General features: G+C 68.8%; 12 protein-coding genes, 1 pseudogene and 1 other annotated feature. Of the genes and pseudogenes, 7 read left to right on the top strand and 6 right to left on the bottom strand.

All coding sequences use genetic code 11. From position 1 onward, the window contains the following. Window positions 1-522: 522 nt before the first annotated feature. Together GHC57_RS17460 and pyk are read left to right on the top strand one after the other, a co-directional pair. A complete protein-coding gene (locus GHC57_RS17460) occupies window positions 523-1,524 on the top strand; it encodes a DMT family transporter (RefSeq protein WP_153346644.1) in 1,002 nt (333 codons plus the stop codon). A gap of 169 nt (window positions 1,525-1,693) precedes the next feature. Next, window positions 1,694-3,109, top strand: a complete 1,416-nt coding sequence (gene pyk, locus GHC57_RS17465) for a pyruvate kinase (protein ID WP_153346646.1) — start codon at window positions 1,694-1,696, stop codon at window positions 3,107-3,109. Between the two features lie 751 nt (window positions 3,110-3,860). Here pyk and GHC57_RS17470 read toward each other — a convergent pair. From GHC57_RS17470 to GHC57_RS17495, 6 genes are read right to left on the bottom strand one after another with little or no spacing between them, the layout of a single operon-like run. After that, window positions 3,861-5,168, bottom strand: a complete 1,308-nt coding sequence (locus tag GHC57_RS17470; protein WP_153346648.1) for an FAD-dependent monooxygenase — start codon at window positions 5,166-5,168, stop codon at window positions 3,861-3,863. 22 nt (window positions 5,169-5,190) lie between these two features. Beyond that, window positions 5,191-6,279, bottom strand: coding sequence for an electron transfer flavoprotein subunit alpha/FixB family protein (locus tag GHC57_RS17475; protein ID WP_153346650.1), 1,089 nt, complete (start codon window positions 6,277-6,279; stop codon window positions 5,191-5,193). Window positions 6,280-6,307: 28 nt separating this feature from the next. Beyond that, entirely contained in the window at window positions 6,308-7,165 is an 858-nt protein-coding gene (locus GHC57_RS17480) for an electron transfer flavoprotein subunit beta/FixA family protein (RefSeq protein ID WP_425500697.1), read from the bottom strand. Window positions 7,166-7,169: 4 nt separating this feature from the next. Next, window positions 7,170-7,502: a nitrogenase-stabilizing/protective protein NifW gene (gene nifW / locus GHC57_RS17485; RefSeq protein ID WP_153346652.1), complete on the bottom strand. Its 333-nt coding sequence runs from the start codon at window positions 7,500-7,502 to the stop codon at window positions 7,170-7,172. Then, the gene (nifV, locus tag GHC57_RS17490; protein WP_153346654.1) at window positions 7,499-8,740 is read right to left on the bottom strand and encodes a homocitrate synthase; all 1,242 of its coding nucleotides are present in this window, start codon (window positions 8,738-8,740) and stop codon (window positions 7,499-7,501) included. Before nifV ends, nifW begins: the two co-directional genes overlap by 4 nt. Before the next feature lie 19 nt (window positions 8,741-8,759). Then, window positions 8,760-9,086, bottom strand: a complete 327-nt coding sequence (locus GHC57_RS17495; protein WP_153346656.1) for a HesB/IscA family protein — start codon at window positions 9,084-9,086, stop codon at window positions 8,760-8,762. 346 nt (window positions 9,087-9,432) lie between these two features. On the opposite strand from GHC57_RS17495, the gene nifB reads away from it, so the two are divergent. The 5 genes and pseudogenes from nifB to GHC57_RS20155 form a co-directional block, all read left to right on the top strand. Further along, entirely contained in the window at window positions 9,433-10,941 is a 1,509-nt protein-coding gene (gene nifB / locus GHC57_RS17500) for a nitrogenase cofactor biosynthesis protein NifB (protein WP_246152449.1), read from the top strand. A gap of 58 nt (window positions 10,942-10,999) precedes the next feature. Next, on the top strand, window positions 11,000-11,194 hold the full coding sequence (locus tag GHC57_RS17505; RefSeq protein ID WP_153346658.1) for a 4Fe-4S binding protein: 195 nt from the start codon (window positions 11,000-11,002) through the stop codon (window positions 11,192-11,194). A 14-nt stretch (window positions 11,195-11,208) separates the two neighbouring features. Continuing rightward, complete coding sequence (locus tag GHC57_RS17510) at window positions 11,209-11,505, top strand: nitrogen fixation protein NifZ (RefSeq protein ID WP_153346660.1); 297 nt, start codon at window positions 11,209-11,211, stop codon at window positions 11,503-11,505. After that, window positions 11,502-11,717 (top strand): putative nitrogen fixation protein NifT, encoded by a 216-nt coding sequence (gene nifT / locus GHC57_RS17515; protein WP_153346662.1) that lies wholly within the window; start codon window positions 11,502-11,504, stop codon window positions 11,715-11,717. Before GHC57_RS17510 ends, nifT begins: the two co-directional genes overlap by 4 nt. A 454-nt stretch (window positions 11,718-12,171) precedes the next feature. Further along, window positions 12,172-12,843 (top strand): annotated as a pseudogene (locus tag GHC57_RS20155) (IS3 family transposase); the annotation flags it as partial. Continuing rightward, window positions 12,472-12,614: a sequence feature (AL1L pseudoknot), on the top strand. It overlaps the preceding pseudogene by 143 nt.

Consider the following 12,843-nt stretch of genomic DNA (forward strand, 5'->3'; position numbering starts at 1 on the left):
CTTCATGGCCGCCCTCTCCGCCGTGCGATACAACCCCGACCTCAAGGCCTTCTACGAACGGCTTATCGGAAACAAAAAGACACCAAAAGGCGCACTCCTCGCCGTGGCCAGAAAGCTCGTCACCATCGCAAACGCGGTCCTCCGGCCTCAGCCCGAACCCGCCACAAACTGAGTTGATGACACACCTTTAATAGATATTTTCATCCGGAGCGCCCGTAAGGCGCGAAGGATCTCGTGATGAGGCACGAACCATGACACCCCTGTCATCTGGATTCGGAGCCCTGGAGATCCCTCGTCTCGCTTCGCTCACTCGGGATGACGAAATAAAATTATAGGATGTCATCCTGAGCCGCCATCGGCGGCGAAGGATCTCGAGCGCGGGTCTCCGACCGGCTGCAAAGACCTGCACGAGAGATCCCTTTTCCCTGAGACCGTTGCCCGGGGCGGGACGGCGCAAGGCTGGCGGCCCGGGCCAAATCGGGATAAGCAACCGGATCGTCCCCTTCCGTCCGGATCCGGTTCATGTCCCAGACGCCTCCGTCAGATCCCGGGCTGTCCGCCGCCCTGCTGGGCGAGGATGCCCAGGCCCGCCGCGCGCTGCCGCTGCTGCTGCTGGGCGCGGTGCTGATCGGCTTCTCGCCCGTGCTGGCCAAACTCTCGGTGCTGGAGCCGACGGCGACGGCGTTCTACCGCGCCGGGCTGGCCTGGCCGATCCTGATGGCGGCGGCGGTGCTGGGCACCCGCCGCCAGTCCACCGGACGGCGCAAGGCCCGGCCGGAGACGCTGGGCGATCATCTGATGCTGGCGGCCCCGGGGCTCGCGTTCTCGGGCGATCTGGCGTGCTGGCACTGGGCGCTCAACTATACCAGTGTGGCCAACTCCACCGTGCTGGCCAACCTCGCGCCCGTGTTCGTGACCTTCGGCGCCTGGGTGCTGTTCGGCCAGCGGCCCACCCTGGTGTTCCTGGCCGGGCTGGCGACCGGGATTCTGGGAGTCGGACTGCTGGTCGCCGACTCCCTGACCGTGGGCGCGCCGGACCAGATCATCGGGGATGGGCTGGGCGTGGCCACCGCCCTGTTCTACGGCGCGTACATCCTGGCCATCGGGTGGAGCCGCACCCGCTTTCCCACCGCCGTCGTCATGGCGTGGAGCAGCCTGCACACGGCCTGGGTCCTGCTGCTGCTGAGCCTGCTTCTCGGCGAGAGCTTGGTGATCCCGTCGCTGTACGCGCTGGGCATCCTGCTCGGCCTCGCCTGGCTGAGCCATGCGGGCGGTCAGGGGGCGATCGTGTTCGCCCTGGCCCATCTGCCGCCCGCCTTCGGCAGTGTCAGCCTTCTGTTGCAGCCGGCCGTGGCGGCCTTCCTGGGCTGGCTCGTGCTGTCCGAACCCCTGACCCCCATGCAGGGCCTTGGGGCGGTCATCATTCTGGCGGGGATCGTCATCTGCCGGCGATCAAGCCCCCGGACAGCCGACCGCGCCGCCGGGGGATCGGATGCACCGACCACCCGTCCGGAGTCATTCTAAAGGATGGGCTTGCGATTTCCTCCCAAAGTATGATTCTTGTGTGATGGTGGCATGCGGGCCGGTGCCGGATGCCATGGCCGCGTGCTAAAGGACCACGGTGGCGCCTCACCCCGTGGCCCTCTCTATCCCTCGACCGTTCCTTAGACACGCCGCGCGGAGACGTTTGACCATGCCTCATACCCGTTGCGCCAAGATCGTCGCCACCCTGGGGCCCGCCACGTCCGCCGAAGGCACCGTCGAGGCGCTCGTCAAGGCCGGCGCCAGCGTGTTCCGGATGAACTTCAGTCACGGCACCCACGCCGACCACGAACGCAACCTGAACACGGTTCGGCGCATCGAGGCGAAGATGGACCGGCCCATCGCGGTGCTGGCGGACCTGCAGGGGCCGAAGCTGCGCGTCGGGCAGTTCGTGGGCGGGGGCACCCGCATCACGCCCGGGCAGACGTTCCACCTGGACATGATGGCCGAACTGGGCGACTCGCGCCGGGTCTGCCTGCCGCATCCGGAGATCTTCCAGGCCCTGGAGGCGGGGACGGACCTGCTGATCGACGACGGCAAGCTGAGGCTGCGGGTGGAGAGCGTGACCGAGGACCGGGCCGTCACGCGGGTGGTGACCGGCGGGCAGATCTCCGACAACAAGGGCCTGAACGTGCCCAAGGCGATGCTGCCGATCTCGGCCCTGACGCCCAAGGACCGCAAGGACCTGGACTTCGCCCTGGACCTGGGGGTGGACTGGGTCGCGCTGTCCTTCGTGCAGCGCCCGGAGGACGTCGCCGAGATCCGCAAGCTGGTGGGCGGGCGCGCCGGCGTCATCAGCAAGCTGGAAAAGCCCAGCGCGCTGGAGAGCCTGGACCAGATCATCGAACTGTCGGACGGCGTGATGGTCGCGCGCGGCGACCTGGGCGTGGAAATCCCGCCCGAGCGCGTGCCCGGCGTCCAGAAGCGAATCATCCGCGCCTGCCGGGCCTACGGCAAGCCCGTGGTGGTGGCGACCCAGATGCTGGAAAGCATGATCAAGTCGCCCACACCGACCCGGGCCGAGGCCTCGGACGTGGCCACGGCCATCTATGACGGGGCGGATGCGGTCATGCTGTCCGCCGAAACGTCGGTGGGCGACTATCCCGTCGCCGCCGTGGACATCATGAACCGCATCATCCGGCAGGTGGAAAAGGACGAGAGCTACCGCGACATCATCGACGCCGGCCGCCACGAGCCCGAGAACAGCGCCGCCGACGCCATCTGCGCCGCCGCGCGCCAGGTGGCCGAGACCCTCTCGGCGGCCCTGATCGTGAGCTTCACGAGCTCCGGGTCCACCGCACTGCGGGCGGCGCGCGAACGCCCCCCGGTTCCCATCCTGTGCCTGACGCCCAAGCCGGACGTGGCCCGTCGCACCGCCCTGGTGTGGGGTGTCAAAGCGACCGTGACCGGGGACCTTCAGGGGTTCTCCGACATGGTGGACAAGGCGGTGCGCTATGCCGCCGACACCAGCCTCGCACAGCCGGGCCAGCGTCTGGTCATCATCGCCGGCGTGCCCTTCGGCCGCCCGGGCACGACGAACAACCTGCGCATCGCCTGGGTGGAATAGGCAGGTCACAGGCCTCAGGGGAACGGCCTGTGGCTGCAGATCGTTGCGACCAGGCGGACGCGTGTGCTTGAGATCATACCAACGGCATCTGACGATGACCGTTGAAGGCCGTGGCCAGCCCGCTCCCACACCCGGCCACCCACGACAGCATTCCCAAAGAAAAGGGTCATCGCGGAGTTTCAGGGCCGCGTGGTCACGATGTCCAGCCTGCCCGCCCCTGCAGCTATCCGATTCACACACCTTTGCCGCCGCAGGCGGGGCCTTCGATCCGGAAAGCGGCCTGGTCCCTTAAGGCATGTCTTGCGTCGGGGTGTCGGGGTCGGTGATGCCGGGCGGGAGGTGACCTCCCGCCCGGACCGATGTCATCCCCATCCATCGGGCGAACCGATCCCGATCCGGACGGGGCTGCAAGTCCCGTCCGGCATGCGGAAAGTCTGTCCGTGCGACCCTTTGCGATGGGCGAATCGGATAGCCGGCCGGGGGGAAGGGCGTTCGGCCTGCACCCGACCGGGCATGGCACTCCGCCATGAACGGGCGTGGCCCCTGTTGTAACGCCGGGGTCAGCCACATGAACGATGCGGTGCCCACGTCCGTCTTTCGTTCTTTCGCTCTTTCGGTCTGACCCCGCTTATCGACCACTGGCACCGCTGCCAGCGGTCTCCGTCTCCATGAACCGCCGTGTCCGGACCCGGACGCACGGTGGTGTCGGACGGAGGAGGGGAACCGAACGGTCCCCTCCACCCGATCAGGATCAGCGCCAGGCGCGGCTCATCTTCAACACATCGCTGGCCAGCCCGCGCAGGCCACGTTCCGACCGGAACGAGCCCATCACCGCCTTTTCCTTGTCGCGCTTGGCGACGCCATCGACGCGCAGCATGGTCTCGGCCGCGTGGGTCAGCAGGCGCGGATAGTCGGTGAAGAAGTGCTTGTTGTCGTGCAGCACCTTGGGCAGGCGGCGGTACTTCTTCAGATCCTTCATCAGGAAGCTGTCGTCCAGCGCCCGCTTGTAGGCCTTCAGGGTGGAGGCCGTCATGGGCTTGCCCTTGGCCTTGGCGGCGGCGATGGTCTCGCCGGCGATGCGGCCCGAGGTCATGGCCAGGTTCGACCCCTCGCGGTGGATCGCGTTCAGCATCTGCGCCGCGTCACCAGCCACCACCCAGCCGTCGCCGTACAACTGCGGGATGGCGTTGTAGCCGCCTTCCGGCAGCATGTGCGCGGCGTATTCCTTGACCTCGCCGCCCTCGATCAGGGGGGCGATGGCGGGGTGAGCCTTGAAGCGCTCCAGCAGGTAGTACGGCCGCACCTCGGATTCGGCGAAATCGCTGATGAGACAGCCGACGCCGATCGAGACGCTCTCCCCGTTGGTGTACAGGAACGCGGTCCCCGCCATGCCGGCCGTCACGGAGCCGGCGGCCTCGATCACCACGCCTTCCTTGCCCTTGAGGTTGAAGCGGGCGTCGATCACCTCGCGCGGCATGAAGATGGTTTCCTTGACGCCCAGCGCCACGTCGCGCGGGGTCAGCTCCTTGCGCAGGCCGGCGCGGCTGCCCACCAGGGCGTTCACGCCGTCGGCCAGCACCACCACATCGGCCGTCACTTCGCCCTGATCGCGGTCGGTGGCGACCCCGATGACGCGACCGCGCTTGTCGCGCAGCAGGCCGGTGACCGTGGTTTCGCAGATGACGAGGGCGCCGGCCTCCTTCACCTTGCCGCTGAACCACTTGTCGAACTGGGCGCGGATGATGGTGTAGCGATTGGGCCGCTGCTCGTTGAAGCGGTCGGAGCGGTAGTTGGTGCCGACGAACGACTCATCGTCCAGCATCCACATGCGCTGTTCGATGACGTGGCGCTCCAGGGGTGCGCTGTCGCGGAAGTCCGGGATCAGCTTTTCCAGGGCGTCGGCGTACAGGATGGCGCCCTGCACGTTCTTGGCGCCGGGGTACTCGCCGCGCTCGATCTGGAGCACGTTGAGGCCTTCCCGGGCCATGGTCAGGGCCGCGCTGTTGCCGGCCGGGCCGGCCCCGACCACGATGGCGTCGAAGTGTTCACGCTGGGTCATGTTTGAGCCTCCTTGACGCCGGTCAGCCGGCCAGCCGGTCAACGGACAGGCGGTTGCGGAACGCCTCCGTCAACGCCGGCAGGATTTGGAGCGCATCGCCGACGATGCCGTGATGGGCGAAGTCGAAGATCGGCGCGTTCGGGTCGGTGTTGATGGCCAGGATCCGGTCGGCTCCCTCGGAGCCCACGCGGTGCTGGATCGCCCCGGAGATGCCGGCGGCGATGTACAGGCGCGGCCGGATGGTCTTTCCGGTCTGGCCGATCTGGCGGTCGGCGGTCATCCAGCCCTTCTGGATCAGCGGGCGGGAACAACCGTACTCGGCCCCCAGCACCTCGGCCAGCTCCTTGACCAGCCGGATGTTCTCCGGCTTCTGCAGGCCCAGGCCGCCGGCGACCACGATGTCGGCATAGGCGAGCTGCGCCTGATTGGTGTCGGCGTCGGGGATGAAGTCCAGGACCTTGGTGACGATCTGCTCTTCGGCCATGTCCAGGCGCTCGCGCACCACCTCGCCGGAGCGGGCGCGGTCCGGCTCGCCCATCGCCATCACACGCGGACGCACGGTGGCCATCTGCGGCCGGGCCTGCTGGGTCATGATCGTGCACAGCAGGGAGCCGCCGAAGGTCGGCCGGGTCGCGGCCAGGTTCCGGTTCGGGTCGATGGCCAGTTCGGTGCAGTCGGCGGTCAGGCCGGTGGCCAGGGTGGTCGCCACCGCGCCGGCCAGGTCACGGCCGAGCGTGGTCGCGCCCAGCAGCATGACCTCGGGCTTGTGGGTGTTGACCAGATCGGTGAGCGCCTTGGTGAACGGGTCCGTGCGGTAGTTCTCCAGCAGCGGATCCTCGATCAGGTACACGCGGTCGGCGCCGTAGTGGAAGGTCTCGGCCACGGCCTGATCCGTGCCCTCGCCGGCCGGGCCGAGCACCACGCCGGCCAGATCCACGTCGAGCGCGGTGGCCAGCTTGCGGCCTTCCGTCAGCAGTTCCCACGACACCGGATGCACGCGGCCGTGCTCCAGTTCGATGAACACCCAGACGTGCTTGTAGCACTTCAGGTGCTCGGGCAGTTCCAGCTTCTTGCCACGGCCCGCGGCGGGCGTGTTGGGGGCTTGTGCCATGATGGGTCTCCTTGTCGCGCGGGCCGGGTTACGCCGCCGCCGTCTGGCGGGCGATCACCTGAATCAGCTTGGGGTCGGCCGTGGTCAGCACGTCCAGGGCGGACAGCGCCTTGGCCTGGGCGGTGTCGCCCTCGATCATCGCGGCCTTCTCGGCGCGCGGCTGCGGGGCGAAAACCTTGCTCACCTTGGTCGGCGAGCCCTTCATGCCGCACTTGCCGATGTCCTCGACCCCCGCCGCTTCGGCGTTCCAGGTCTCGATGTCGGCGCGCTCGGCGCGCAGCATGTCGGGCATCGAGCCGCGTCGCAGCTCGTTGGTGGCCTCCAGCATGGTGATGAGGCACGGCAGCTTCGTCTTCAGCACCTGCACGCCGCCCTCGGCGCGGCGATGCACGGTGATCTCGCCGGCCTCGCGGTCGATGGCCGGAATGGCCGAGACGTAGGTGAGCTGGTTCAACTCCATGCGGCGCGCGATGCCCGGACCGACCTGGGCGGTGTCGCCGTCGATGGTCTGCTTGCCGGTAAACACGATGTCCACGGGCGTGGTCTCGCCGACCTTCCGGATGGCCGCCGTCAGCGCATAGGATGTCGCCAGCGTGTCCGCGCCCGCGAAGAATCGGTCGGACAGCAGGATGGCGCGGTCGGCGCCGTGGCCCAGCGCCTTGCGCAGGGCGGTCGAGGCCATGGGCGGCCCCATGGTCAGCACGGTCACCGTGCCGCCCATCTTGTCGCGCAGCGCCAGGGCGGCTTCGAGGGCATACAGGTCATAGGGGTTGATGATCGTCGGCACGCCCTGGCGCATGATGGTGTTGGTCACCGGATGGACCCGGATCTGCGCGCTGTCCGGCACCTGCTTGATGCAGACGACCATGTTCAGGCCCTGGCTCATGGGCTCATCCTCCATTCTGCGCGGACGGGGCAGGGGTCAGGGTCTCCAATGGAATGAAGGCCCCTCCCGCTCCGTCAGCGTGCTGACGAAACACCGCGAACACTTTTTCGCGACGAGCATCCGACGCAACAAAGTCGGCATGGGCGCGCGCCAGATGGGCGCGCAGCGTCTCTCTGTCGTCCGCCGCCGACGGGTCGGCGGCGACGTACTCCCCAAACCGCTTGAGGATATGCAATCGGCTGGATGCCAATACGGAGAAATCATAGGGCACGTCAAGAGCCTCGAAGAAGTCCTCCGCTGCCGAGAGGTGGCCCAGGCGCGCAAGAATCGTGCTCATGACGGTCTCTCCATGGTCGGGCGGGCGGTCGAGGCCGGGGTGTGCGGGGCGATCCCGTGCGCGGGACGGGTCACCGCGGCCGATCCGGGATCGGGCATTGCGGTCACCGCATGCCAGGTGCGCAGGTCCTCGGCCTCTGGCGGCCGCTTGGTGTGGCGGTAGTGGGCGCGCAGCAGCGCCACCATGCGGGTGGCCTGTCCGGGGGCGACGGTCAGGCCGAGGGCGGCGCAGGCGTGCGTGAGGCCGGCGGCCCCCGAGTGCTTGCCGACGACGAACTGGTGGGCGCGGCCCAGGCGCGCCGGGTCGAGCCCCGTGTACGTGATCGGATCGCGCAACAGACCCTGGACGTGAATGCCGCTTTCGTGGCGGAACACGTTGGCGCCGACGACGCTCTTGCCGGCGGGCAGGGGACGGCCGGCAGCCTCGGCCACCAGCTCGGCCAGGGCGCCCAGCCGATCCGTGACCACGCCGGTCGAGCGCCCGTACAGGGCGTCGAGGGCGACGGCCACTTCCTCCAGGGCCGCGTTGCCGGCGCGCTCGCCCAGGCCCACCACGGTGGTGCTGACGTGGGTGGCGCCGCCGCGCACGGCGGCCAGCGAGTTGGCGCAGGCCAGCCCCAGGTCGTCGTGGGCGTGGATCTCAAGCTCCAGGTCCGTGCCCGCCCGCAGGTCTGCGAACGCGGCTCGCGCGGCGAACGGGTCCAGCAGGCCGAGCGTATCCGCGTACCGGAAGCGTTTCGCCCCGGCGCGTTCGGCGGTCTCGACCACCCGGGCGAGGAAACCGGGGTCGGCCCGCGAGGAGTCCTCCCCCCCCACGCTCACGACCACGCCGGCATCGCGGGCGCGTCGCACCAGCCGGTCCAGGGTCTCCAGCACCCAGGCGCGGGACCGGCCCAGCTTGCCCCGGATCTGCAGGTCCGAGACGGGGGTGGACACATGCACCATGGAGACCCCGCAGGCCAGCCCCGCGTCCAGGTCGGCGTCGGACAGGCGGCACCAGACGAACGGCGTGGCCGTCAGGCCCAACGCCACGATGGCGCGGATGTCGTCCTGTTCCTCGGTCCCCATGGCGGGGATGCCGACCTCCAGCTCCGGCACGCCGGCGGCGTCGAGCGCCCGGGCGATGGCCAGCTTCTCGGCGCGCGTGAAGGCCACGCCGGCGGTCTGCTCGCCGTCGCGCAAGGTGGTGTCGGTCAGGACCACGGGCGGGGCCGGGTCGGGGAGCCTGGGCGGTGTCATGGGTTGTCTCTCCCGTCTTTCAGCAACTGCCCTTGCTGCTGCACCCGGCGCAGCCGCTGGCGGCGTTGGGGTTCCGGAACACGAACCCGGCGCCGCGCTCGTCCTGCACGAAGTCCACCGTGGCGCCCACCAGCAGGCGGGCGCTGTCGGGGTCCACATAGACGGTGACGTTGTCGTCGAAGACCTGCACGGCGTCTTCGGCGTCGGCCCCGGCGGCGAGTCCGAGGCGATACTGGATGCCGGCGCAGCCGCCGGCGGCGCAGACGATGCGAAGGCCGCGCGCGGCCTCTGACGTCTCGACGGCGACGCGGATGGCGCTGCGGGCGGCGTCTGTCAGGTCCAGCATGGCGTGTCCTCCCTGAAGCATGGACGCGGTTTGGGGAAGCGATGTGGCGATGGTGCACTGCAAGAGGCGTGCCAAGTCCCGCATGTCGGGAGAACCCCCAGCGTTCTGCGGGAGTCCGTCATGCCAACGTCTCGTGGGACCGACAGGACCATGTCGGGCATGCGACAAATCGTCGGGCGTCGTGTCGCGCCCCGGACAGCGGGTCCGGAGTCCGGCGGGGGCGCGTCAGAGCGGAAAAAGCCCGGGTTTCCGGGCCGTTCGGTTGCGCGAGGCGGGCGGGCGCGGCAAGTGGCATCCCCTTTGCTGAGACGGGTCGCATCGTTTCGCCCGAGCGGGAGTTCGCCCCATGACCCAGATGCCGCGCATCCCCATGCAGGCCCCGGCCGCCGTCGCCGCCTCCGCCAAGGTCACGCCGCTGCCGCCGGCGGCCGAGCGGCCCCGCCGGGTGCCTCACAACAAGCGCCGCGAGGCGGACGCGCCCGGTGTGTGGGAGCGCATCAAGGATCACCCGTGCTACTCGGAAGAAGCGCACCACTATTTCGCGCGGATGCACGTGGCGGTCGCGCCGGGCTGCAACATCCAGTGCAACTACTGCAATCGGAAGTACGACTGCTCGAACGAAAGCCGCCCCGGCGTGGTCTCCAACCGGCTGACGCCAGAAGGCGCGGTGGAGAAGGTCCGCGACGTGGCCGCGCGCATGCCCCAACTCTCCGTGGTGGGCGTGGCCGGCCCGGGCGACGGCCTGTTTCAGGCGGACCGCACCCTGCGCACCTTCGAGCTGCTGCGCCGGGAGATGCCGGACCTCACCCTGTGCCTGTCCACCAACGGGCTGGCGCTGCCGGACCACATCGATGCCCTGAAGGCGCTGGACATCGGCCACGTGACGATCACGATCAACTATCTGGACCCGGAGATCGGGGCCGAGATTCATCCCTGGGTCTTCCACAACCACCGCCGCTGGCGCGGTGTGGAGGCCGCCCGCATCCTGCACGAGCGGCAGATGGAGGGCCTGGAACGGGCGACCGCCGCCGGGGTGCTGGTCAAGGTGAACTCGGTGCTGATCCCGGGCATCAACGACGATCACATGGCCGAGGTGAACCGGGCGGTGCGCGCGCGCGGCGCCTTCCTGCACAACGTCATGCCGCTGATCTCGGACCCCGCGCACGGCACCGTGTTCGGGCTGGACGGGCGGCGCGGCCCGACCCCGGCCGAGCTTCATGTCGTGCGCGAATCCCTGAGCAACGACGCCCGCCTGATGAAGCACTGCCGCCAGTGCCGCGCCGATGCCGTCGGCATGCTGGGCGAGGACCAGTGCCAGACCGTTCACGCGGGCGGCGGCTGCGGCAGCGCCAAGGACGACCCGGACGCCGCGTCCGAGGCCCGCGAGGCCTGGCGCGCGGTCGTGGCCGACAGCCGGGCCGCGCAGCAGACGGACGCGGAGCGGGCGGACGCGCTGGTGCGGGCGGTCGCTCCCGCCGGCGACGACCGGCTGGTGGCCGTCTGTACGCGCGGCGGCGGCCGGGTGAACCTGCATTTCGGCAAGGCGACCGAGTTCCACGTCTACGCCGTCGGCGCCGACGGCATCCGCTTCGCCGGCATCCGGCGGGCCGACAACTACTGCCTCGGCGGATATGGCGAGTCCGAGCGGCTGGACACCATCCTGTCCGTGCTTGAGGACGTGTCGGCCATGGTCTGCGTCAAGGTGGGCGCCGGACCGCGCCGCCGGCTGGAGGCGGCCGGCATCGCCTGCCACGAGGATACGCGTCTGGAAACCATCGAGACGACACTGGCGGACTGGTACGCCGCCGCGGTGCCGGGCTCGGGGGCGGCGCGTGCGGAGGCCGGGCCCGCTTGAGGGGCCGGCGAGAATTCCCCTACGTTCCTTGGCCTTTTTTCAACAGGAGGGTTGTTCCATGGCTTACAAGATTGTGGCGTCCCAGTGCACCCAGTGCGGCGCGTGCGAGTTCGAGTGCCCCAACGGCGCCATCAGTATGAAGGGCGAAGGCTACGTCATCGACGCCGCCGCCTGCACCGAGTGCGAAGGCCACTTCGATGCCGCCCAGTGCGATGCGGTGTGCCCGATGCCCGGCACCTGCGTGAAGGTCTGACGGGAGGACGCCCGATGAACGAGACCGCGACAGATGAGGCGCTGGAGATCGACCGCCCGCCGGCGTTCGCTCTCGGCACGAAGGTCCGGGCCACGGCCCTGATCCGCAACGACGGCACCTTCCCCGGCGCGCCGGTCGGCGAGGTTCTGGTCCGGCCGGGCGATGTGGGCTATGTCCGCGACGTCGGCAGCTTCCTGCAACGCTTCCGCATCTACGCGGTCGATTTCATCGGTCTCAACCGGATCGTCGGTCTGCGGGCCGGCGAACTGGAAAGCGCCGAGGCGACCCCGGCGGCGGAGGTGCCGGCATGAAGATCACCATCCGCAAGGACGATACCGGCCGGTTCGAGGCCTATGTGCCGAAAAAGGACCTGGAAGAGCATGTCGTTGACAGCGAACACCCCACCCTGTGGGGCGGCTGGATCGAGCTGGGCAACGGCTGGCGCTTCGAGATGCCGGAGATGGCGGCGGACACGCCCCTGCCGCTCACGCTGGACGCACGGCGGACCAGTACGGGCGAGTAGGCGCGACCCGATCAGGTTCGGAACGAAATGGCGGGTGGCCTTCGGGGAGCCCGCCATTTTCATGGGAGAGGCACGCCGGTCTTTGCGTTCGCACATGACAGGCGGCTTCGCGAAACTTGATACAAGCGGCTAATTCAACAGATCATTGATCCGGCTCATGACCGCAGGTCGAGCATCCCGAAACATGGCTATGGCATCCAGGCCATTTGCTGCTCTCTCCCACCCCTTGTCCGTCAGCGACTTGGGACTGTCTATCAGGGCCATGATTCGGCAATCGGTGGGCCTCGTGCTTTGCCACCATCCTTGCAACGACGGCTTCGAGGATACGCTTATCCGACGCGGCCAGGAACACGCCGAGTGGAGGCCGCCCGTTCTTCCGCAGGACGACATCTGCCGGATAGAGGTGAACCGCCCCGGGTTTGCCGGAGGCTCCAGAATTTGAGAGGATGGAGCCATGAGCAAGACCGGGACCTCGACGAGGTATTCGCCTGAAGTGCGCGAACGCGCGGTACGGATGGTGAAGGAGCAGTGAACGACCCTTGGGGGGCGCGTACGCCTCCGAGTGGGCGGCTTTGACGTCGATTGCGGAGAAGTTCGGGTGTTCGGCGGAGGCGCTTCGCAAATGGGTCCGCAAGGCGGACCGGGCGGCGTCGCCGGAGCACGCGGCGTCCGACGCGGCGGCGGATCGGGTGAAGGCCCTGGAGCGGGAGAACCGCGAGCTGCGCGAGGCCAACGAGATCCTGCGCAAGGCCAGCGCGTATTTTGCCCAGGCGGAGCTCGACCGCCGGTTCAAGCGATGATCGGGTTCCCAATGGACCTTTGGGACGATCATCGGGACGTCCACGGGGGGACGTCCACGGGGTCGAGCCGATCTGCCGGCTGTAGCCGATCGCTCCGTTGACGGATCACGCCCATGTGGCCCAGCGCCGCGACCCTTCGCTGGCATCGGCGCGTGCTCAGCGGGATGCGGCCTTGCGCGTCGAGATCCGGCGCGTCTGGGACGAGAACTTCGGTGTCTCCGGCGCCGACAAGGTCTGGCGCCAGTTGAGGCGCGAAGGCCTTGAGGTGGCCCGCTGCACGGTGGAACGCCTGATGCGGGACATGGGCCTGCAAGGCGCGGTTCGGG

The organism is Roseospira navarrensis, from assembly GCF_009601025.1.
GTDB classification, from domain to species: domain Bacteria; phylum Pseudomonadota; class Alphaproteobacteria; order Rhodospirillales; family Rhodospirillaceae; genus Rhodospira; species Rhodospira navarrensis.

Coding starts and splice junctions, on each gene's coding strand:
- GHC57_RS17505 (WP_153346658.1), top strand. CDS start 11,000: ATGGCTTACAAGATTGTGGCGTCCCAGTGCACCCAGTGCGGCGCGTGC.
- nifV (WP_153346654.1), bottom strand. CDS start 8,740: ATGACACCGCCCAGGCTCCCCGACCCGGCCCCGCCCGTGGTCCTGACC.
- GHC57_RS17470 (WP_153346648.1), bottom strand. CDS start 5,168: ATGACCCAGCGTGAACACTTCGACGCCATCGTGGTCGGGGCCGGCCCG.
- nifB (WP_246152449.1), top strand. CDS start 9,433: ATGACCCAGATGCCGCGCATCCCCATGCAGGCCCCGGCCGCCGTCGCC.
- nifW (WP_153346652.1), bottom strand. CDS start 7,502: ATGAGCACGATTCTTGCGCGCCTGGGCCACCTCTCGGCAGCGGAGGAC.
- GHC57_RS17495 (WP_153346656.1), bottom strand. CDS start 9,086: ATGCTGGACCTGACAGACGCCGCCCGCAGCGCCATCCGCGTCGCCGTC.
- GHC57_RS17475 (WP_153346650.1), bottom strand. CDS start 6,279: ATGGCACAAGCCCCCAACACGCCCGCCGCGGGCCGTGGCAAGAAGCTG.
- GHC57_RS17510 (WP_153346660.1), top strand. CDS start 11,209: ATGAACGAGACCGCGACAGATGAGGCGCTGGAGATCGACCGCCCGCCG.
- GHC57_RS17480 (WP_425500697.1), bottom strand. CDS start 7,165: ATGAGCCAGGGCCTGAACATGGTCGTCTGCATCAAGCAGGTGCCGGAC.
- pyk (WP_153346646.1), top strand. CDS start 1,694: ATGCCTCATACCCGTTGCGCCAAGATCGTCGCCACCCTGGGGCCCGCC.
- nifT (WP_153346662.1), top strand. CDS start 11,502: ATGAAGATCACCATCCGCAAGGACGATACCGGCCGGTTCGAGGCCTAT.
- GHC57_RS17460 (WP_153346644.1), top strand. CDS start 523: ATGTCCCAGACGCCTCCGTCAGATCCCGGGCTGTCCGCCGCCCTGCTG.